Here is a 21,472-nt window from a genome sequence, read left to right on the forward strand (position 1 = left end):
GGCCTTTCTGTTTATTCGAGCATGCGGTACGTCGGCACCAGCTCGTCGCCCAGCATCACATCGGGCCACACTGAAGGCAGCAGCCGAACAGCGCCTTCGCGCACAGCTTCCCGCCAGGCATCAAGCGACATCTGCTTGTGAAACGAGGCCGGCACCGACCATTCATCCCCCTGTCGAGCGAGCAGCAAGGACAGCATCGTCCGGTCACTGCCCGGAAAGCCGACAAGCAGAATGACCTCATCAACACCGTCTCCGTTCAGGTCGGTCATCCATAGCAGGCATGGCACATTGAGCAGGCAGTAGGGGCGCTCGCTCACACCCACCATGCGCCGGGCCGTCAGCAACCATTGGTAGAGGCTTTGTGGAACCTCGGCACTTCGGCCTGGCGCGTGAAGTACCTCGATGTGCGCCTGAAGTGCTTCCAGCGTCAGATCCTGCTCAGATACCGCCGGCAGGCCCTGAGGCTGGTTCTTGCCGTCGAGCGTGGTGCGCGCGGACAGTGCAATGCCGCGCTCCCGTTCACCGCCTTCGAGCGCGGCGAGTGACTGCAGCGCACGCACACCCCAGCGCGCCGAGTCCTGCGCGAGATATCGGTAGTCGAAGCGCTCCGGCGCAATTTCCCCTGCCAGCAGGCGGCCAAGCTGATCCTGCACCGCCAGCCGTCGCGGATCGGCAAGCGGCGACACCAGCAACGCCAGGCCCAAACACATCACGCCCGCCACCACGATATTGGTGTTGCCGACCGTCGCCATCCAGTCGCCCTTGCGCAGCACCGACAGCGCGTATCCCACGACATACAACAGAGCCAGCGCCCACACGAACAAGGCCCAGATGCGCGCCTCGCTCAGGCCGTACTGATCGACGCGCAGCCACAACGCCCACCCGGCGACGACGACGACCGGCACCAGCGACAGCCAGGCAAAGCTCAGACCACGGCTCAAGGCGTCGGGATACACCAGCTCATCCCGGCCGTCCTGCCAGGCACAGTTCAGAAAGTGCACCGCCAGCGCAACGAACCACAACAGGAGGAACGCTGCATGGCCGGTGGCAAACAGCTTGGTCACGCCGACTATGGGCAGCGCGACTGCCCAGATCACGCCGAATCCAAGCAACAACGGCAACAGCCACGCCATCAGGCTCAAGGAGTAGCGGCGCAGGGTGGCCAGCATTGCGGCACGCTGGTGCCCTTGCGCAAACACCTCCGCCACCACCAAGGCCGTCACCGGAAACACGAATACCGGCTCGGTGATCATGTCGAGCATGAAGCCCAGACCGATCACCTTGAACAGTGACGCGCCCGCGAACAGGACCATCCAGAACAGCCCGGCCAGCGCCGTGGCGCTCAGACACAGACCGGCATTGCGCCAGGCGAGCTGGAACAGTTCGGTGTAGTCCCAGTTCCCGCTGCGGCGTTGCAGTACCAGACTGAGCGACACGAAGCCCAGCACCAGCGAAGCCAATGCATGCGCAAAGCTGCCGAGCCCGTTGCGCCATGATCCGACTGCAGCCCCCGCATCGAGCGGCCCCTGCAACCAGCCGGCGTAGGCGCCCAGCGCGGCGTAGCCGCTTGCGACCACAACCATCATCCACAGACGGAAGCGCAATGAGGCTCCCGCGTTCTCCGACAAGTACCACGCCAGCGGCGTGATCAGCGCCGGCCACAGCAAGGCCCCGAAGGCTGCCGGGCTGGTCGCAGGCCAGCTCTTCCACTCTCCGGATTTCCACAGCCACAGCAGCATCAGCCCCTGGAGGACACCCACCACCAGCATGTTGTTGGCGGCCTGCCTGCTCAACTCACGCTCCACCGAACACCCCTCTCGTTATGAATCCGGAATGTATCCCGAAACATCCAGGCATGTTCGGCAGCAATGAAAAAGGCCGCCCATGGCGGCCGTGTTGATTGTGGCTCGCATGCGCCTCAGCGAGCAGCACCCATCACGCGACGATAGAACTCATGGAAGTGCTGCATGCCGTCTTCCATCGGTGATTGGTAGGGCCCGACCTCGTTGCGGCCCTCGCGGTACAACGCGAGGCGGCCGCGATCCATGCGCTCGGCGATCTCGTCGTCCTCGATGGCAGTTTCCATGTAGGCGGCCTGCTCGGCTTCGACGAAGTCGCGCTCGAACTCCATGATCTCTTCCGGGTAGTAGAACTCAACCACGTTGGTGGTCTTGTTCACGTCGCGCGGAATCAGCGAGCTGACCACCAGTACGTGCGGATACCACTCGACCATCACGTTCGGGAAGTAGGTCAGCCACAGTGCGCCGTGCGGCGGTTGCTGGTCGCCGTAGATCATCTTCACGGCGTCGTGCCAGCGCGCGTAGGTGGAAGTACCGGGTTTGGCCAGCGAGGTGATGCCGACGCGCTGCACCGAATACCAGTCGCCAAACTGCCAGGTCAGGTCATCGCAAGTGACAAAACTGCCCAGCCCCGGGTGGAACGGCGCGACGTGGTAGTCCTCCAGATAGACCTCGATGAAGGTCTTCCAGTTGTAATTGCACTCGTGGATTTCCACCCGATCGAGCTTGTAGCCGGAAAAGTCGAACTCGGGCGCCACCTGCATGTCGGCCAGATCGGCCGTGACCGAACGCGGCCCCTTGAACAACAGGCCGTTCCAGCGCTCCAGCGGCTCACGCCGCAGGTTCAGGCAGGGGTTCTGCGGGAAGTGCGGAGCACCTTGCAAGACGCCGGTGTTGTCGTAGGTCCAGCGATGAACGGGACACACCACGCGCTCGGCCGAGCCGCTGCCCTCGAGCATGATGGCCTGGCGGTGGCGACACACGTTGGACATGCGATGGATGCCGTCTGCCGTATTGAACAGCAAGGCGGAATGATCCAGCCATTCGAGGGAACGGTAGTTTCCGACTTCGGGTACCATCAACTCGTGGCCGACATAGCCCGGTCCGGCATCGAAGAGAAGCTTCAACTCCTGCTCGAAAACCTGCTCATCGAAATACGTCGAAACCGGAAGTTGTGAAACTCCCGGTGCCAGCAGCGTCCTGGAAGCGATGTCGGACATGCCCGAACCCCCCAAAGCGAGAACCAAAGAAATTCGGCGGAAAAGGACCGGCAATTCTAGGCAAAAAGGCGTTTGACCGCCAGTTGTGCCATCGGTTATTTTCAGGGACTTTTCTCCATCTGCGCAGCCATGACCAAATCCGCCGCATCCCCCAAGTCCTTCGAGGCCGCCGTCACCGAGCTTGAGGACATCGTGCGCGCCATGGAAACCGGGCAGATCAGCCTCGAACAGGCGCTCGATCATTACCAGCGCGGCGTCGGCCTGCTGCGCTACTGCCAGGGCACCTTGCGCGATGCCGAGCAGCGCGTCCGACAGCTGGAGGGTGAGCAACTAAGCGACATCGCGTCGGAGAACAAGGCTTGAGCACGCACGACTTCACCGGCTGGATGGCGGACATCCAGCGTCGCACCGAGAGCGCACTTGACGCCTGTCTGCCGGCGGCCGAACTGGCGCCCGGCGAACTGCACGCCGCCATGCGCTACGCAGCACTCGGTGGCGGCAAGCGCGTGCGCGCGCTGCTGGCTCACGCCGCAGGCGAGCTGGCCGGTGCCGAAGCCGAAGCCGTTGACTCAGCCGCCTGTGCGGTGGAACTGATCCACGCCTATTCGCTGGTGCATGACGACCTGCCGTGCATGGACAACGACGTGCTGCGCCGCGGCAAGCCCACCGTGCACATCGAATTCGGCGAAGCCACCGCGCTGCTCACCGGCGACGCGCTGCAGACGCTGGCTTTCCAGTGCCTGACCGAATCACTGCCCGGCGTGGACGCCGCCATCCGCATCGACATGCTGGCGCAGCTGGCCCGCGCTTCAGGCTCGCGCGGCATGGCCGGCGGGCAGGCGATTGACCTCGCCGCGGTGGGCAAGGAGCTGACGCGCGAAGAACTGGAATACATGCACATCCACAAGACCGGCGCACTGATCCGCGCCTCGGTCATGCTCGGCGCGATGTGCGGCGCCACCACGCCCGACGCGCTCGATCGGCTCGACCGCTATGGCAAGCTGATCGGCCTGCTGTTTCAAGTGGTCGACGACATCCTTGACGCAGAATCCGACACCGCCACGCTGGGCAAGACCGCCGGCAAAGATGCCCAACACGACAAACCGACCTATGTTTCACTGCTCGGCATGAGCGAGGCGCGCGCCCTAGCCGACGGCCTGCTGCATGAAGCGCATGACACTCTCACGCCCCTCGGCGATGCGGCGCGCCGTTTGCGCGAGCTCGCCGATTTCATCGTTCACCGCAAGTTCTGACCCGATTCACGGCCGACATCATGTCCCCCTATCCCCTGCTCGAACGTATCGACTCCCCGGCCGACCTGCGTGAACTCGACCGCAGCGAACTGCCGGCTCTGGCCGACGAACTGCGCGCCTTCCTGATCGAATCGGTATCGAAAACCGGCGGCCACCTGTCGTCCAACCTCGGCACCGTCGAACTCTCCATCGCGCTGCACTACATCTACGACACACCGGAAGACCGGGTGGTGTGGGACGTCGGCCATCAGACCTATGGCCACAAGATCCTCACCGGCCGGCGTGAAGCCATGAGCGGTTTGCGCCGCCACGGCGGCATCTCGGGATTCCCGCGCCGCTGCGAGAGCGAATACGACACCTTCGGCACGGCGCACTCCTCGACGTCGATCTCGGCCGCCATGGGCATGGCGGTGGCCGCCCGCGACAAAGGCGAATCGCGCCAGAGCATTGCGGTGATTGGCGACGGTGCGATGAGCGCAGGCATGGCTTTCGAAGCACTCAACAACGGCGGCGAGCTCGACGGCATCAACCTGCTGGTAATCCTCAACGACAACGAAATGTCGATCTCGCCGCCGGTCGGCGCAATGACGCGCATCCTCGCCCGCATGTTGTCGGGGCGCACCTACAACGCCGCCCGCAAGGCCGGCGAGCGGGTCTTGTCGATCGCCCCGCCGGTGCTGCAGTTCGCGCGCCGCGTCGAAGAGCACGTCATCGGGCTGGTGACGCCGGGCACGCTGTTCGAGGAATTCGGCTTTCACTACTACGGCCCGATCGACGGGCACGACCTCGACGCGCTGATCCCGATGCTGCAGAACCTGCGCAAGCTGCCGGGCCTGCAGTTCCTGCACGTCGTCACGCGCAAGGGCCAGGGCTACAAGCTGGCCGAGGCCGACCCCATCCTGTACCACGGCGTATCTCAGTTCGAGCCTTCCGCCGGCATCCCGGCCAGCAAGGGCAGCGGCAAGCTGACCTACACCAAGGTCTTTGGCGACTGGCTGTGCGACATGGCGGCGCAGGACGAGCGCCTGGTAGCGGTCACCCCAGCCATGCGCGAGGGCTCGGGCCTCGTACGTTTCGCCGAGGAATACCCGAAGCGCTATCACGATGTCGGTATCGCCGAGCAGCACGCCGTGACCTTCGCCGCGGGGCTGGCCTGTGAAGGCCTCAAGCCGGTGGTGGCGATCTACTCCACCTTCCTGCAACGCGCCTACGATCAACTCATTCACGACGTGGCGCTGCAGAACCTGCCAGTGGTGTTCGCCATCGACCGCGCGGGCCTGGTCGGCGCCGACGGCGCGACCCACCATGGCGCCTTTGATCTGTCGTATCTGCTGTGCATCCCCAACATGCTGGTGATGACGCCGAGCGACGAAAACGAATGCCGCCAGATGTTGTACACCGCGTATTGCCACAACGGCCCCAGCGCAGTGCGCTACCCGCGCGGCGGTGGCATGGGCGTGACGCCGGAAGCGCAGATGAGCGCGCTCCCGCTAGGCAAGGCCGAAGTGCGGCGCAGCGGCAGCAAGGTCGCCATTCTGGCCTTCGGCTCCATGCTCGCGCCGGCGCTGGTCGCCGGTGAACAGATCGACGCCACGGTGGTGAACATGCGCTTTGCCAAGCCGCTGGATGAGGACTGCATCCGTAAAATGGCGACCAGCCACGACCTGATCGTCAGCGTCGAAGAGAACACCGTGATCGGCGGCGCGGGCGGCGAAGTCTCGCGCGTGCTCGATGCGCTTGCAAAGCGTCCGCGCATGCTGCGCCTGGGCCTGCCCGACCGTTTCGAAGACCACGGCGAGCAAGCTCAGTTGCTCGCCCCCCTCGGTCTGGACGCCGCCGGCATCGTTGCGGCGATTGACAAAGCGAATCAAGCCAATAGTTGAGCGTTTTTGTCGGATTTGCTACGATCCGCGCCTTGCTCCCCCACCAGAGTTCCAAGATGAACCCCCAAGACCTTCACACCATTCCGGACGTCCAGAGTTCGCAGGACAGCCGTCAGCTCGCGATCAACAAGGTCGGGATCAAATCCATCCGTCACCCGGTGAAGGTGCTCGACAAGAAGGGCGGCGTGCAGCACACCGTTGCCGTATTCAACATGTACGTGGGCCTGCCGCACAACTTCAAGGGCACCCACATGTCGCGCTTTGTCGAGCTGCTCAACGGCTCCGAACGCGAGATCTCGGTCGAATCCTTCGAACCCATGTTGCGCGAGATGGTCACCCGCCTCGAAGCGGAGACCGGCCATGTCGAGATGACCTTCCCGTACTTCATCAACAAGACTGCCCCGATTTCCGGCGTGCAGAGCATGATGGATTACGAGGTCACCTTCGTCGGCGAGATCCGCGCGGGCGGGGCATACGAGTTCACGATGAAGGTCGTGGTGCCGGTAACCAGCCTGTGCCCGTGCTCGAAGAAGATTTCCGACTACGGCGCGCACAACCAGCGATCGCACGTCACCGTCAAGGCCACGCTGGCCGACCACCTGTGGATCGAGGAGATCGTCGAGCTGGTCGAGAAGCAGGCGTCCTGCGAGGTCTACGCGCTGCTCAAGCGCCCGGACGAGAAGTACGTCACCGAACGCGCCTACGACAACCCGAAGTTCGTCGAGGACATGGTTCGCGACGTCGCCGGCCAGCTTAACGCCGAGCCGCGCATCGTCGCCTACGCGCTGGAGTCCGAGAATTTCGAGTCGATCCACAACCACTCGGCCTACGCCATCATCGAACGCGACAAGCGCATCGAAGCCTGAGGCACGGTCTCCGGTGATTCTTCAACGGCGCCCGCGGGCGCCGTTTCTTGTTCACCCCAGGGATCGATGCAGTGGTCTAGTATCCAGAGACACGACCGCACACCAAGGAGACCTGAGATGAGACTGCTGCTTGCAAGCCTGCTCTTATTTGCCACCGTCACGGCAAATGCGGCATCAAAGGAACAGATCGACGCGGAGGTACGCCAGGCGCTGACGGAATTCCGCGAAGCCACCAGTGCGGGCTACGAGCTGTCGCAGAAAGCGGTAGGCGTGCTGGTGTTCCCGGACGTGATCAAGGCCGGCATGGGCATCGGCGGCGAGTACGGCGAGGGTGCGCTGCTGATCAACGGCGAAACGGTCGGCTATTACAACCTTGCGTCGGCCTCCATCGGCTTTCAGCTTGGCGCGCAGAAGCGCTCGCAGATCGTGCTGTTCATGACGCAGGCCGCACTAGATGGATTTCGCAGCAGCGAAGGCTGGAAAGCCGGTGTGGACGGCAGCGTTGCGCTGGCTACGCTGGGGGCGGGCGGCGCGATCGACACCGAAACCGCGCAGCAACCCATCATCGGCTTCATCTTCTCGAACAAGGGTTTGATGTACAACCTGACCTTCGAAGGCTCGAAGATGACCAAGATCGACCGCTGAATCTGCGACACGAAGCAAAACGGCCCGCCGGAACCGGCGGGCCGTTTTGCTCTTTCCGGGTGCCGCTCAGCTGCGATACTCGGCATTGATCTTGACGTAGTCGTACGAAAAATCGCAGGTCCACACCGTCGCATTCGCCTCGCCACGCGCCAGCGCGACGCGCACCGTGATCTCGTCGCGCTTCATCACGCGCGCGCCGTCCTCCTCGCGGTAGCCCGCGGCACGGCCACCGTGTTCGGCCACCAGCACCGATTCGCCGCCGCTCTCCAGCCTCACGCTGAGCGCTGCAACATCCAGATCATCGATGCCGGCGTAACCGATGGCAGCCAGAATGCGGCCCAGGTTGGGGTCGGACGCGAAGAAAGCGGTCTTCACCAGCGGCGAATGCCCGATCGCATACGCGATCTTGCGGCATTCCTCACGATCCTTGCCGCCCTCGACGATGATCGCGATGAACTTGGTCGCGCCTTCACCGTCACGCACGATGGCCTGTGCCAGTTCGACCGAAATGCCGACCACCGCCTCACGCAACGCGCTGTAGGCCGGCGATGCGGCGTCGGTGATCTCGGGGTTTTCGGCCTTGCCGGTGGCGATCAGGATGAAGGAGTCGTTCGTCGAGGTATCGCCGTCGATGGTGATGCTGTTGAACGACTGATCGGCCGCATCCACGACCAGCTGCTCGAGCAGCGATTGCGACACATTGGCATCGGTGGCGACGTAGCCGAGCAAGGTCGCCATGTTCGGCTTGATCATGCCGGCGCCCTTGCTCATGCCGGTCAGCGTGATCCTGCGGCCGTCGATCTCGACGGTGCGCGACGCGGCCTTGGCCATGGTGTCGGTGGTCATGATGGCGTGGGCAGCGTCCAGCCAGCCCTCGGCACGCAGGTCCGCGCGCGCGGCCGGCAGGCCGGCGACGAGGCGCTCGACCGGCAACTGTTCGAGGATCACGCCGGTCGAGAACGGCAACACCTGGGTCGGCGCGATCTCGAGCAACTGCGCAACCGCCTCGCAGGTGGTCAGCGCGGCCTGCATGCCCTGCTCGCCCGTCCCGGCATTGGCGATGCCGGTATTGATGACCAGTGCGCGGACGTTCGGACTACGCAGATGCGCGCGACACAGCTGCACCGGCGCGGCGCAGAAGCGGTTCTGCGTGAATACCCCCGCGACCCGGCTGCCTTCCGCCAACTCGATGAGAGTCAGGTCGCGTCGCCCGGCCTTGCGGATGCCGGCCTGCGCAATACCGAGTTGCACGCCATCAATCGGCTTGAGGGAGTCGGACGAAAGGGGGACCAGATTCACGGGCATTGACGCAGCTCCTTGGATTCAGCGGGGACGGCGCCGGGCGCCGCAAACTGCCACAGTTTACTTCAAGGCGTCCGCAGACAGCCGGCGCCCCAAACGAAAAAGCCCGCTTGCGCGGGCTTTTTCGGGAGCGTCGTATCGCTTCAGGCCAGCTTGCCGTGGCAATGCTTGTACTTCTTGCCCGAGCCGCAGGGGCACGGCTCGTTGCGGCCTACGCGCGGACCACCCTGCTCGGCCTCGGCATCGGTCGTGCCCGCAGCATCTTCCGAGCCGGGATGGCGATATTGCACGTTCTCGACCTCGGCCGGCTTCTCGGCCTCTTCCAGCGCCTCGCGGGTGCGTACCTGCACCGTCATCAGGATCTTGGTGACATCCAGACGCACGGTGTCGAGCAGCGCCTCGAACAACTCGAAGGACTCGCGCTTGTATTCCTGCTTGGGGTTCTTCTGCGCATAGCCGCGCAGGTGGATGCCCTGACGCAGCTGGTCGAGCGCCGAGAGGTGGTCGCGCCAGTGATTGTCGAGGCTCTGCAGCATCACGTTGCGCTCGAACTGATGCCAGGCGGCCGGATCGACGATGGCGACCTTTTCAACATAAGCCTTGTCGGCAGCCTCCACGATGCGCGCGAGCATCGTCTCGTCGTCGAGCTCAGGCTCAGCCTTGAGCCATTCGCCGACGGGCAGCTTGAGCTGGAACTCCGCCGCCAGCGCCGTCTCGAGCGCAGAAATGTCCCACTGCTCTTCGACACTGTCGTTCGGCACGTAAATGCGCAACGTATCGGCCATCACGCCCTGACGCATGGCGGTGATGGTTTCGGAAATGTCTTCGTTGGCGAGCAGTTCATTGCGCTGCTCGTAGATGACCTTGCGCTGATCGTTGGCGACGTCGTCGTACTCGAGCAGCTGTTTGCGGATGTCGAAGTTGCGTTGTTCGACCTTGCGCTGAGCGGATTCGAGCGAACGCGTGACCATGCCGTGCTCGATGGCCTCACCTTCGGGCATCTTCAGACGCACCATGATGGTGTTGAGGCGGTCGCCAGCGAAGATCTTCATCAGCGGGTCATCGAGCGACAGGTAGAACCGGCTCGAACCCGGGTCACCCTGACGGCCCGAACGGCCACGCAGCTGGTTGTCGATGCGGCGCGACTCATGCCGCTCGGTGCCGATGATGTGCAGGCCACCGGCCGCGATCACGGCGTCGTGCACCTGCTGCCAGTCGGCGCGCATCGCGGCCAGCTTGGCTTCCTTGGCGGCGGCGTCCAGACTTTCGTCCGTGCGCACGGCTTCCAGTTCGCGCTCGATGTTGCCGCCAAGCACGATGTCGGTACCGCGACCGGCCATGTTGGTGGCGATCGTGACCACGCCCGGACGACCGGCCTGCGCAACGATGTTGGCCTCGCTGTCATGCTGCTTGGCGTTGAGCACCTGGTGCGCGATCTTCTCGCGCTTGAGCATGTCGGACAGGAATTCGTTGACCTCGATGGACGTCGTGCCCACCAGCACCGGCTGACCCCGCGAGACGCAGTCGCGGATGTCCTGCACCACGGCGTCCCACTTCTCCTTGGCCGTGCGGTAAACCTTGTCGTTCTCGTCCTTGCGCAGCATCGGACGATTGGTCGGCACGAGCACCGTTTCCAGAGTGTAGATCTGGTGGAATTCGTAGGCCTCGGTATCGGCCGTACCGGTCATGCCGGCGAGTTTGCCGTACATGCGGAAGTAGTTCTGGAAGGTGATCGACGCCAGCGTCTGGTTCTCGGCCTGGATCTTGGCACCTTCCTTGGCCTCGACGGCCTGATGCAGCCCGTCAGACCAGCGGCGGCCCGGCATCAGGCGGCCGGTGAACTCGTCGACGATGATGACTTCACCATCCTGCACGACGTAATGCTGATCCTTGTGGAACATCGTGTGCGCGCGCAGTGCGGCGTACAGGTGATGCACCAGCATGATGTTGGCCGGGTCGTAGAGGCTCGCGCCTTCCTTCAGCAAGCCCATGTTGACCAGAATGTTCTCGGCGTTCTCGTGCCCTTGCTCGGTCAGCAGAACCTGGCGAGCCTTCAGATCCAGCGTGTAGTCGCCCGGCTCGGTGATGTCATCGCCTTCGCCCTTCTGCTCGCTGAGCTGGCGCGGCAGATCGTTCAGCCGCAGGTACAGCTCGGTGTGATCCTCGGCCTGGCCGGAGATGATCAGCGGGGTGCGTGCCTCGTCGATCAGGATCGAGTCGACCTCGTCGACGATGGCGAACGACAGGGCGCGCTGCACGCGCTCCACGGTCGAATACACCATGTTGTCGCGCAGGTAGTCGAAACCGAACTCGTTGTTCGTGCCGTAGGTGATGTCGGCGTTGTACGCAGCCTGCTTCTCGACATGCGCCATGCGCGACAGGTTGCAACCGGTGGTCATGCCGAGGAAGCCGTAGATGCGGCCCATCCAGTCGGCGTCGCGGCTGGCGAGGTAGTCGTTCACCGTAACCACATGCACGCCCTTGCCGGCCAGCGCATTCAGATACGCAGCCAGCGTCGCGACCAGGGTCTTGCCCTCACCCGTCTTCATTTCGGCGATGCGTCCGTCGTGCAACACCATGCCGCCAATCAGCTGGGTATCGAAGTGGCGCATGCCGTGCACGCGCTTGCCGGCCTCGCGCACCACCGCAAAGGCCTCGACCAGCAAGTCGTCAAGCTTGGCGCCATTGGCCAGTCGCTCACGGAACTCGTCGGTCTTGGCGCGCAGAGCCTCGTCGGAGAGGGCCGAAATCTCGGGCTCCAGGGCATTGATGGCGCGGACTTTGTTGGAATACTGGCGGATCAGGCGGTCGTTGCGACTACCAAAAATCTTCTTGATGAGGCCGGAGATCATGAGTGTGTGATGGGTCGATTCGGCAAGGGCGCTAGTGTAGCATGCAGCCATCCCCCTCCCGTGTTGTGGCGAAGGCCTGCCGCGACCATGCCCATAGCATGAGCAATCCACTTCACCGCTTTCTTGGCGCTGGCGACACGCTGTCTCGCCTGCAGGATCACGCTCGCGCCCTGCTCCGCGCCCAGGAGTCGCTGCGCGGCATGCTTCCGCAACCACTGGGCGCGGCATGCTCGGTGGCCAACATCCGGGACGGCAGCATGGTGGTGTTCGCGCGCAATGGCAGCGTCGCCTCGCGATTGCGCCAGATGGTGCCAAGCCTCATCAACGGCTTCGCCGCGCGCGGCCAGATCGTCAGCGCCATTCAGGTCAAGGTGGGTATCGTCGTGGAGGCCGAACCGCCCCCGCCACGTGAAGCGCGCATCCTCGGGCAAGCCGGGCGCGACAGCCTCTGCAAGCTGATTGCGGAACTACCGGAAGATGCGCCATTGCGGGAGTCGCTGCAGCGCCTGCTTGATCGCAGCCGCCCCAAATAGCGCTACAGCGGCCCGACCAGACGTTCTGCAACGAAGATCAGCAAGACCGCCAGCAAAGCCAGCAGGCCGCCCAGAGCGATGTTCCAGGCAACGCGCTTGTAGCGCGGGTTGCCGGTCAACAGCCACGCGACCATGGCGCCGCCGATTGCCAGCAGCGCGGCCAGGGCGAGCAGTCGGATAGCAAACACGCCGGCTTAGACCAACGCCGGCTCGGCCGCGAACTGACGACTGACCGACTGCGGTGCGCCGGCCGCTTCGTCAAAGCTGGCGTACTCCCAAGCCGTCTCGTCCTCAAGCAAGGCGCGCAGCACTTCGTTGTTCATCGCGTGACCGGACTTGTGCGCCGAATACGCTGCCAGCAGCGGATGACCGCACAGGTAGAGGTCGCCGATGGCATCGAGCACCTTGTGCTTGACGAACTCGTCGGCGTAACGAAGCCCCTCGGAATTAAGCACCCGATACTCGTCAAGCACGATGGCGTTGGCCAGGCTGCCGCCCAGCGCCAGACCGTTCGAGCGCATGAACTCCACGTCCTGCATGAACCCGAAGGTGCGCGCACGCGCTACGTCACGTTCGTAAGAGTGCTCAGCAAAATCGACCAATACGCGGGTGGCCGTGCCGTCGATGGCCGGGTGGTTGAAGACGATGGAGAAATCCAGCCGGAAACCGTCATGCGGCTCCAGCTTGACCCACTTGTCGCCGTCACGGAACTCGACCGCCTTCGTCACGCGAATGAATTTCTTGGCGGCGGACTGCTCCTCGATTCCGGCGGAACGCAGCAGGAACACAAAGGGGCTGGAACTGCCGTCCAGGATGGGGATTTCAGGTGCGTCGATATCCACATGCGCGTTGTCGACGCCCAGACCGGCGAGCGCCGACATCAGGTGTTCGACCGTGCCGACCTTGGCTTCGCCCTGCTGCAGTCCCGAGCACATGCGCGTGTCGCACACCGAGTACGGGTCGGCCGGCAGCGTGACGACCGGATCGAGATCGACGCGGTGAAAGACGATGCCGGTATCGGGCGCAGCCGGGCGCAGCGTCATCGTCACTTTGCGCCCGCCGTGCAGGCCGACGCCAGTGGCGGTAACGACGGATTTGAGCGTGCGCTGTCGGATCATCGGACGTTCCTCATGAAGGCCTCAATTCTACCTTTCGTGGTCAGACACGTCACACAACTGCAATGTTCCGAAAAGGAAAAAGCGCACGTCGCGCAGACCGGAGGCGGAGGTCTGCACGGCGTGCGCCCTTGGGACGCAGCGGATCAGTCGGCCTGACGGCGCAGGAAGGCCGGAATGTCGTAGGTACCCATGCCATTGGTGCTCATGGCCTCAACCGTGGTGCGGCGGTTGTTGCGCATCACTGCCGGCACGTCCGAATCCTGCGCATAGCCGCCGTCACCGTAGGTGCCGGTGCCGCGCACCACTTCCATCACCGGCTGACGCGCGGCGCCCTGCGAGCCGAGGCCCGTCGCGACAACGGTGACACGCACGCGGTCTTCCATCGCGTCGTCGAACACCGTGCCGTACTTGACGAAGGCTTCCGGTGCGGCAAAGGCCTGAACGGTCTTCACCGCATCGCGGACTTCGGCCATCTTCAGCGAACCGCGGGCAGCCGTGATGTTGATCAGCACGCAGCGTGCGCCGGACAGCTCGGTGCCTTCCAGCAACGGGCTCACCGCAGCCTGCTCGGCGGCGATGCGCGCGCGGTCCAGGCCGGAGGATTCGGCCGAGCCCATCATGGCGCGGCCCATCTCGCCCATGGCGGTGCGCACGTCCTGAAAATCGACGTTAACCAGACCCGGCACGTTGATGATTTCGGCAATGCCGCCGACGGCGTTCTTCAGCACGTTGTCGGCCGAACGGAAGCAGTCCTCGAAGCCGGCATCGTCACCGAACACATCGAGCAGCTTGTCGTTGAGCACGACGATCAGCGAATCGACATGGCGCGACAACTCGTCGACACCGCTTTCCGCCACACGCAGACGGTTCTCGAAGTCGAAGGGCTTGGTCACCACGCCGACGCACAGAATGCCCATTTCCTTGGCGATCTCGGCGACCACCGGAGCGGCACCGGTACCCGTGCCACCACCCATGCCGCCGGTGATGAAGCACATGTGAGCGCCTTCCAGCGCTGCGGCGATGGCGTCGCGCGATTCCTGCGCTGCCACGCGCCCGGCTTCCGGCTTGGAACCGGCGCCGAGGCCGGTCGTGCCGAGCTGCACCTTGTGCGTTGCCAGGCAACGCTTGAGCGCCTGCGCGTCGGTATTCGCCGCGACGAAATCCACGCCCTGCACGCCCTCGCGGATCATGTGATCCACTGCATTTCCGCCTGCACCGCCGACACCGATGACCTTGATCACGGTATTGGCCTGGTCCTTCTCAACGATTTCGAACGTCATTGCCAGCCTCCTTTAACCCGCCTACTGATGGCACACCCGCCATTTAGTAAGCATTTTGCAGTCTATAACTAAATAGCCTGTTTTTACAGGCGATTTTCCGAAAAATTGTGTGTCTTCAGCGTCATTTTCAGAAATTGCGCTCCAGCCACGATTTGACCCGCCCGAACCACTGCCGCAGGTTGCGCGCATCGCGTCCGAGCATGCCCTTGCGACGCTGCGACATGCCCTCCATAACGAGGCCCATCGCCGTCGCGAAATGGGGCTTGCACACCACGTCCGCCAGGGCGCCGTCGTACTGCGGCGCACCCGCGCGCGCCGGCAGGTTGAACACTTCCTCGGCGAGCTCGACCATGCCCGGCATGACCGCCGCGCCGCCGGTCAGCACCACGCCGGACGACAGCAACTCTTCGTAGCCGCTGCGACGCAGCTCGGCCTGCACCAGCTCGAACAGTTCGGATACGCGCGGCTCGATGACGTCGGCCAGACGCTGACGCGACAACGGGCGCGGCGAGCGGTCGCCCACTCCCGGCACCTCGATCATCTGCTCCGGGTCGGCCATGGCGTGCATGGCGATGCCGTAGTGGCGCTTCAGGTCCTCGGCTTCCGAGGTCGGCGTGCGCAGGGCCATCGCAATGTCGTTGGTGATCTGGTCACCAGCCACCGGCAACACGGCGGTGTGGCGAATGGCGCCCTGCGTGAACACGGCGATGTCTGTGGTGCCGCCGCCGATGTCGATCAGGCAAACGCCAAGTTCCTTCTCGTCTTCAGTGAGCACCGCATAGCTCGACGCCAGCGGCTGCAGGATCAGGCCGACCACTTCCAGGCCGCAGCGACGTACGCACTTGATGACGTTCTGCGCGGCCGACACTGCGCCGGTGGCGATATGCACCTTCACTTCCAGGCGCACACCGCTCATGCCGATCGGCACACGCACGCCGCCCTGGCCATCGATGATGAATTCCTGGGTCAGGATGTCGAGCACCTGCTGCTCGGCCGGAATCGGCATCGCACGGGCGACCTCGATGACGCGCTCGACGTCCATCGCGGTCACTTCCTTGTCCTTGATGGCCACGGTGCCGCTGGAGTTGAAGCTCTTGATGTGGCTGCCGGCGATGCCGGTGAAGACGTCGTGCACCTTGCACTCTGCCATCAACTCGACTTCCTGCACCACGCGGGAGATGGCATCGACAGTGGCCTCGATATTCACCACCACGCCGCGCTTGAGGCCGCTCATCGGCTGGGTGCCGATGCCGATCACCTCGAACTGGCCATCCGGCAGCGCCTCGGCCACCAGACACGTCACCTTCGACGTGCCGATGTCCAGCCCCACCACGAGATCCTTGTATTCCTTGCTCATCGCGCCTGTTTCCCGTCCCGCGGTTTGGCCGCAGGTGTCAATGCAAATCCCCGCTGGTAGCGCACGTCGGCTACCGCAATATCTATTCCGACCTGTTCGCGCGCTGCCGGCCAGTTGGTGACGAAACCGGCCAACCGTTCGGCCACCGGCGCACGTTCGCGGTCGCGGCCAAGCAGCACGACCATGCCGTTGTCGAGCTCGATCTCCCAGGCCTCGCGCGCCGACAGCCACAGGCGCGTCATGCGCACGCCCAGCGGCTCGAGCACTTTTGAAAACTCGGCGTAGCGCGCGTGCAGATAGCCGGCCGCGCCCTGCGGACCAGCGTACGACGGCAGGCGTGCGTTGCTGGCCGCCACAAAGACCTCGCCCTGCAGATTGACCAGATGCACTTCGTCGCTGCCCAGCGGATTCCAGTAGGCCACCGGCTGGTGCTCTTCCAGGCGCAGCTCCAGCTTGTCGGGCCAGCGTCGCCGCACTTCTGCGCGGCGCACCCACGGCAGCTTCTCGAAGGACGCGCGCACGTCGCCCAGCCCGACGGTGAAGAAGTTTCCGTGGATCGCCGAGCGCGCCGCGTACTCGATCTGCGCCGCGGTCACCTGCCCCGGCTGGGTCACCACCACGACCTCGCGCAAGGGGAAGAACGGACGACTCAGGAACCACGCCACCAGCGCCCAGCCGAAAGCCGCCGCTGCGAACAGCAGCAGCATGTCGGACAGCAGATTGAGCGCGACCGGGCGATGCCACAGCCCGCCTTCGCCCCGCCCGCCGTTGCGCTTCGACGTGGTTCGCTGATCAGCCAAGTCGCGCACCCTCCAGAATGCTCATGCACAGTTCGTCGAACTCGACGCCCTCTGCCCGGGCCGACATCGGCACCAGCGAGTGGCCCGTCATGCCCGGCGAGGTGTTCATTTCGAGCAGCCACGGGCGTTGGTTGCGGTCGAGCATGATGTCGACGCGGCCCCATCCGCGGCAGCCCAACACGGCTGCGCTCTTGAGCGCCAGCGCGCGCAGTTCGGCCTCCAGCGTGTCGGGCAAACCGGCCGGGCACAGGTAGCGCGTGTCGTCGCTGAAGTACTTGTTCTGGTAGTCGTAGTTGCCGCCCGGCGCTTCGATGCGGATCACCGGCAGCGCACGCTCGCCGAGGAAGGGCACGGTCAGCTCGGCCCCGTCGATGAACTCTTCGGCCAGCACCAGGGTGTCGAAGCGTGCGGCCAGCTCCCAGGCGGCGCGCAGATCTTCGGCGCGCATGACCTTGGTCGCGCCCATGCTGGAACCTTCGTGTGCCGGCTTGACGAAGATCGGCAGACCGAGCTCGCGTGCTACGGCGTCAAAATCGGTGTGTTCTTCGAGCAGCGCATAGCGCGGCGTCGGCAGGCCGCAGGCCGCCCACACCATCTTGGTCCGCCACTTGTCCATGGCCAGAGCCGAGGCCATCACCCCGCTGCCGGTGTAGGGAATGTTCAAGGTCTCGAGCGCGCCCTGCAGCGTGCCGTCCTCACCGCCACGGCCGTGCAGCGCGATGAAGGCGCGTTCGAAGCCCTCGTCGCGCAGCGTCCAGATGTCGCGCTCGGCCGGATCAAAAGCATGTGCGTCGACGCCGCGCTGCCGCAGCGCTTCGAGCACGGCCTGGCCCGACATCAGCGAGACTTCCCGCTCTGCCGAGCTACCACCAAACAACACCGCGACCTTGCCGAACGCCTGACTCACGACTTCACTCCGTTCGATTCGGCGAGCTTGCCGGGCACTGCCCCGACCGAGCCTGCGCCCATGGTGATCACCACATCGCCGTCCTGCACGGCACTCAGGATGGCGTCGGGAAACTCTTCGATGGCTTCGACGAAGACCGGCTCGACCTTGCCCGCGACGCGCAGGGCGCGCGCCAGACTGCGCCCGTCGGCAGCAACGATGGGCTGTTCGCCGGCGGCATAGACCTCGGCCAGCACCAGGCCGTCGACCGACGACAGCACCTTCACGAAATCCTCGAAACAGTCGCGGGTACGCGTGTAGCGGTGCGGCTGGAAGGCCAGCACCAGGCGGCGCCCCGGATAGGCGCCGCGCGCCGCAGCGATGGTCGCCGCCATCTCGACCGGGTGATGTCCGTAGTCGTCAATCAGCGTGAAGGTGCCGCCGGCCGGCAGCTCGATCTCACCGTAGTCCTGGAAGCGGCGGCCCACGCCGCGGAACTCGGCCAGCGCCTTGACGATGGCCTCGTCCGGCACCTGTACCTCGGTGGCGACGGCGATCGCGGCCAACGCATTAAGCACGTTGTGGCGACCCGGCAGATTCAGCTCGATGGCCAGACGCGTGGTCGTGCCATTCACGCGCACCACGTCGAAGAGCATGCGACGACCGTCGGCGCGCACGTTCTCGGCGCGGATGTTGGCGCTCTCGGAGAAGCCGAAACGCATGATCTGCTTGGACACCAGCGGCGCGATCTCGCGCACGTTGGGATCGTCCTCGCACAGCACGGCCACGCCGTAGAACGGCAGGCGCTGCAGGAAATCGACAAACGCCTGCTTGAGCCGCGCGAAGTCGTGGCCGTAGGTTTCCATATGATCGGCGTCGATGTTCGTGATCACCGAAATCACCGGGTTGAGCAGCAGGAAGGAGGCGTCCGACTCATCGGCCTCGGCCACCAGGAAGTCACCCTTGCCCAGGCGCGCATTGGCGCCGGCCGCGGTCAGACGACCACCGATGACGAAAGTCGGGTCCATCGCGCCCTCGGCGAGGATGCTCGCCACCAGCGAAGTCGTCGTGGTCTTGCCGTGTGTGCCGGCGATCGCAATGCCCTGCTTGAGGCGCATCAGCTCGGCCAGCATCTGGGCGCGCGGCACCACCGGAATGCCGCGCGCACGTGCCGCGATCACTTCAGGGTTGTCGCCGGCCACGGCGGTGGAGATCACCACGGCGTCTGCACGATCAACGTTCGCCGCATCGTGTCCGATCAGCACTGTCACGCCGAGCGTACGCAGGCGACGTGTCGTGGCGCTGTCGTGCAGGTCCGAGCCGGTCACGCCGAAACCGAGGTTGGCCAGAACCTCGGCAATGCCGCTCATGCCGGCACCACCGACGCCGACGAAGTGAATGCGTTTGACCTTGTGCTTCATTGTTCTTGTCCTTTGACGAGCGCTGCGCACGCGTCGGCAACCACTTCGGCCGCATCGGCCTTGGCCAGATCGCGGGCGCGCTGCGCCATATCGGCGAGGCGACCGCGATCGAGCCCGCGCAGGATTCCGGCAAGGCTGACGGGTTCGAGTTCGGTTTGCGGCAGCAGCATGGCGGCGCCACGGTCGGCGAGGAATCGGGCGTTGGCGGTCTGGTGATCATCCACCGCGTGGGGGAAGGGCACGAGCAGGCTGGCTGCGCCGGCCGCGGCGAGTTCAGCCACCGTGGTGGCGCCGGCGCGGCAGATCACCAGGTCGGCCGCGCCGTAGCGCACATCCATATCGTCGATGAAGTCCACCAGCTCACCCTCCACGCCGGCGGCGGCATACGACTGCTTCAAGGCGTCGAACTGCTTGCGTCCGGCCTGATGTGTCACCACCGGGCGCTCCGCTTCCGGAATGCGCGCCAGCGCCTGCGGCACGATGGAGTTGAGCGCCGCCGCGCCCAGACTGCCGCCGACCACCAGCACGCGCAGGCGTCCCTCGCGACCGGCCAGGCGGGTCTGCGGTGCTTCGACGGCCGCGATATCGGCGCGCACCGGGTTGCCGACCCAGACGGCCTTGTTGAGTACATTCGGGAAGCCGGTCATCACCCGGTCGGCTACCGCTGCCAACACCTTGTTGGCCAGGCCGGCGACCGAGTTCTGTTCATGCAGGACCAGCGGCCGGCCGATCAGCGCGGCCATCATTCCGGCCGGGAAACTGATGTAGCCGCCCATGCCGAGCACCACATCAGGCTTTACGCGGCGCAGTGCGCCCAGCGCCTGCCAGAAGCCGGAGAGCAGATTCAGCGGCAACAACAGTTTGCGCACGATGCCCTTGCCGCGCAGCGCGCCAAAGCGAATCCACGCGGTCTCGTAGCCATGCTCGGGCACGATGCGCGCTTCCATGCCGTCCGGGTTGCCTAGCCAGACGATGCGCCAGCCGCGTGCGCGCAGCACTTCGGCCACGGCGATGCCCGGATAGATGTGGCCGCCGGTGCCGCCGGCCATGATGAGGATGGTCGGTTGCTTGCTCACGGGCTCACCCCCTTGCGCATCTGCCGGTTTTCCCAGTCGACGCGCAGCAGGATGGCGATGAACAGGCAGCCACCGACAATGGCCGAGCCGCCGAAACTCATCAGCGGCAGCGTCAGCCCCTTGGTCGGCAGCAGGCCCATGTTCACGCCCATGTTGATGAAGGACTGCACGCCCAGCCAAAGACCGATGCCCATCGCGACAAGCCCGGCGAAGTAGCGCTCGAGGTTGATCGCTTCGCGCCCGATGGCGAAAGCGCGCTGCACGAGGATCGCGAATAGCACGACCACCGTCAGCACGCCGACGAAGCCGAGTTCCTCGGCAATCACGGCAAGCAGGAAGTCGGTATGCGCCTCGGGCAGGTAGAAGAGTTTCTCGACGCTGCCGCCCAATCCGACCCCAAACCATTCGCCGCGGCCGAAGGCAATCAGCGCATGCGACAACTGATAGCCACGACCGAACGGGTCTTCCCACGGGTCCATGAAGCCGAACACGCGGTCGCGACGGTAGGGCGACATCCAGATCAGCACGATGAAGCCGATCACCGCCACCACGAACAGCAGGGCGAAGAAGCGCACGTTCATGCCACCGAGGAACAGCACGCCGAAGGCCACCACGCAGATCACGACGAAGGCGCCGAAGTCGGGCTCCAGCAGCAGCAGGCTGCCGACCAGCAGGATCACGCCGGCCATCGGCAAGAAGCCCTGACGGACGGTGCCCATCACCGGCAGCTTGCGCACCGTGTAGTCGGCCGCATACAGCGCCACGAAAACCTTCATCAGTTCCGACGGCTGCAGGTTGATCGGCCCGAAACCGATCCAGCGCTGCGCGCCGTTCACAGATTTGCCGATGCCCGGCAACAGCACCACGACCAGCAGCACCACGCCGGCAAAGAACAGCCACGGCGCAAGCTGCTGCCAGCGCCGCATCGGAATGCGGAAGGCAACCGCGGCAACGCTGATGCCGATGAACAGGAAGATGGCGTGGCGCTGCAGGAAGAAATGCGCGCGATTGCCAGTGAAGGTGCTGCCCTCTGCCACCGCGATGGAGGCCGAGAACACCATGATCAGGCCCATCAGGATCAAGGCCGCAGCGGACCACACGACCAGCGGGTCGAACTCGCCGACGTGTCGCTCACCCGGCGTCACACGGCGCACGGCATGCATGGCCGGGATGCGGCCGGC

Annotated in this window: 19 protein-coding genes; 6 read left to right on the plus strand and 13 right to left on the minus strand. The window is 64.7% G+C overall.

Annotated elements, in window-relative coordinates; genetic code table 11:
* Window positions 1-11: 11 nt before the first annotated feature.
* On the minus strand, window positions 12-1,793 hold the full coding sequence (locus tag AC6H0N_RS01660; protein ID WP_497572314.1) for a DUF4153 domain-containing protein: 1,782 nt from the start codon (window positions 1,791-1,793) through the stop codon (window positions 12-14).
* Window positions 1,794-1,918: 125 nt separating this feature from the next.
* On the minus strand, window positions 1,919-3,019 hold the full coding sequence (locus tag AC6H0N_RS01665) for an aromatic ring-hydroxylating oxygenase subunit alpha (RefSeq protein ID WP_497572315.1): 1,101 nt from the start codon (window positions 3,017-3,019) through the stop codon (window positions 1,919-1,921).
* Between the two features lie 129 nt (window positions 3,020-3,148).
* Here AC6H0N_RS01665 and AC6H0N_RS01670 point away from each other — a divergent pair, with 129 nt between their 5' ends.
* The 5 genes from AC6H0N_RS01670 to AC6H0N_RS01690 all read left to right on the plus strand — a co-directional run bounded on the left by AC6H0N_RS01670 (window position 3,149) and on the right by AC6H0N_RS01690 (window position 7,666).
* On the plus strand, window positions 3,149-3,382 hold the full coding sequence (locus AC6H0N_RS01670) for an exodeoxyribonuclease VII small subunit (RefSeq protein WP_497572316.1): 234 nt from the start codon (window positions 3,149-3,151) through the stop codon (window positions 3,380-3,382).
* A gap of 23 nt (window positions 3,383-3,405) precedes the next feature.
* Window positions 3,406-4,272 (plus strand): polyprenyl synthetase family protein, encoded by an 867-nt coding sequence (locus tag AC6H0N_RS01675; RefSeq protein WP_497573226.1) that lies wholly within the window; start codon window positions 3,406-3,408, stop codon window positions 4,270-4,272.
* Between the two features lie 20 nt (window positions 4,273-4,292).
* Window positions 4,293-6,155 (plus strand): 1-deoxy-D-xylulose-5-phosphate synthase, encoded by a 1,863-nt coding sequence (dxs, locus tag AC6H0N_RS01680; protein WP_497572317.1) that lies wholly within the window; start codon window positions 4,293-4,295, stop codon window positions 6,153-6,155.
* Window positions 6,156-6,211: 56 nt separating this feature from the next.
* Window positions 6,212-7,021 carry a GTP cyclohydrolase FolE2 gene (folE2, locus tag AC6H0N_RS01685; RefSeq protein WP_497572318.1) on the plus strand — a complete coding sequence of 270 codons (810 nt, stop codon included), beginning with the start codon at window positions 6,212-6,214 and terminating at the stop codon, window positions 7,019-7,021.
* A gap of 117 nt (window positions 7,022-7,138) precedes the next feature.
* Complete coding sequence (locus AC6H0N_RS01690) at window positions 7,139-7,666, plus strand: BPSL1445 family SYLF domain-containing lipoprotein (protein WP_497572319.1); 528 nt, start codon at window positions 7,139-7,141, stop codon at window positions 7,664-7,666.
* A 66-nt stretch (window positions 7,667-7,732) separates the two neighbouring features.
* Here AC6H0N_RS01690 and argJ read toward each other — a convergent pair whose 3' ends face one another.
* Together argJ and secA are read right to left on the minus strand one after the other, a co-directional pair.
* The gene (gene argJ, locus AC6H0N_RS01695; protein ID WP_497572320.1) at window positions 7,733-8,971 is read right to left on the minus strand and encodes a bifunctional glutamate N-acetyltransferase/amino-acid acetyltransferase ArgJ; all 1,239 of its coding nucleotides are present in this window, start codon (window positions 8,969-8,971) and stop codon (window positions 7,733-7,735) included.
* A 140-nt stretch (window positions 8,972-9,111) separates the two neighbouring features.
* Window positions 9,112-11,820, minus strand: a complete 2,709-nt coding sequence (gene secA, locus AC6H0N_RS01700) for a preprotein translocase subunit SecA (RefSeq protein ID WP_497572321.1) — start codon at window positions 11,818-11,820, stop codon at window positions 9,112-9,114.
* A 98-nt stretch (window positions 11,821-11,918) separates the two neighbouring features.
* Here secA and AC6H0N_RS01705 point away from each other — a divergent pair, with 98 nt between their 5' ends.
* Entirely contained in the window at window positions 11,919-12,353 is a 435-nt protein-coding gene (locus AC6H0N_RS01705) for a DciA family protein (RefSeq protein ID WP_497572322.1), read from the plus strand.
* A gap of 2 nt (window positions 12,354-12,355) precedes the next feature.
* Here AC6H0N_RS01705 and AC6H0N_RS01710 read toward each other — a convergent pair whose 3' ends face one another.
* The 9 genes from AC6H0N_RS01710 to ftsW form a co-directional block, all read right to left on the minus strand.
* Window positions 12,356-12,541 carry a hypothetical protein gene (locus AC6H0N_RS01710; RefSeq protein ID WP_497572323.1) on the minus strand — a complete coding sequence of 62 codons (186 nt, stop codon included), beginning with the start codon at window positions 12,539-12,541 and terminating at the stop codon, window positions 12,356-12,358.
* A gap of 6 nt (window positions 12,542-12,547) precedes the next feature.
* Window positions 12,548-13,471: a UDP-3-O-acyl-N-acetylglucosamine deacetylase gene (lpxC, locus tag AC6H0N_RS01715; RefSeq protein WP_497572324.1), complete on the minus strand. Its 924-nt coding sequence runs from the start codon at window positions 13,469-13,471 to the stop codon at window positions 12,548-12,550.
* A 143-nt stretch (window positions 13,472-13,614) separates the two neighbouring features.
* Window positions 13,615-14,751 (minus strand): cell division protein FtsZ, encoded by a 1,137-nt coding sequence (gene ftsZ, locus AC6H0N_RS01720; RefSeq protein WP_497572325.1) that lies wholly within the window; start codon window positions 14,749-14,751, stop codon window positions 13,615-13,617.
* A gap of 127 nt (window positions 14,752-14,878) precedes the next feature.
* Window positions 14,879-16,108, minus strand: a complete 1,230-nt coding sequence (ftsA, locus tag AC6H0N_RS01725; RefSeq protein ID WP_497572326.1) for a cell division protein FtsA — start codon at window positions 16,106-16,108, stop codon at window positions 14,879-14,881.
* Window positions 16,105-16,908 (minus strand): cell division protein FtsQ/DivIB, encoded by an 804-nt coding sequence (locus tag AC6H0N_RS01730; RefSeq protein WP_497572327.1) that lies wholly within the window; start codon window positions 16,906-16,908, stop codon window positions 16,105-16,107. The genes ftsA and AC6H0N_RS01730 overlap by 4 nt, the downstream gene beginning before the upstream one ends.
* A complete protein-coding gene (locus tag AC6H0N_RS01735; RefSeq protein WP_497572328.1) occupies window positions 16,901-17,815 on the minus strand; it encodes a D-alanine--D-alanine ligase in 915 nt (304 codons plus the stop codon). Before AC6H0N_RS01735 ends, AC6H0N_RS01730 begins: the two co-directional genes overlap by 8 nt.
* Entirely contained in the window at window positions 17,812-19,215 is a 1,404-nt protein-coding gene (murC, locus tag AC6H0N_RS01740; protein ID WP_497572329.1) for a UDP-N-acetylmuramate--L-alanine ligase, read from the minus strand. Before murC ends, AC6H0N_RS01735 begins: the two co-directional genes overlap by 4 nt.
* Window positions 19,212-20,291, minus strand: coding sequence for an undecaprenyldiphospho-muramoylpentapeptide beta-N-acetylglucosaminyltransferase (gene murG, locus AC6H0N_RS01745; RefSeq protein ID WP_497572330.1), 1,080 nt, complete (start codon window positions 20,289-20,291; stop codon window positions 19,212-19,214). Before murG ends, murC begins: the two co-directional genes overlap by 4 nt.
* Window positions 20,288-21,454, minus strand: coding sequence for a putative lipid II flippase FtsW (gene ftsW, locus AC6H0N_RS01750; protein ID WP_497573227.1), 1,167 nt, complete (start codon window positions 21,452-21,454; stop codon window positions 20,288-20,290). The genes murG and ftsW overlap by 4 nt, the downstream gene beginning before the upstream one ends.
* Between the last annotated feature and the right edge of the window lie 18 nt (window positions 21,455-21,472).

Source organism: Pseudazoarcus sp. NS34 (genome assembly GCF_059703725.1).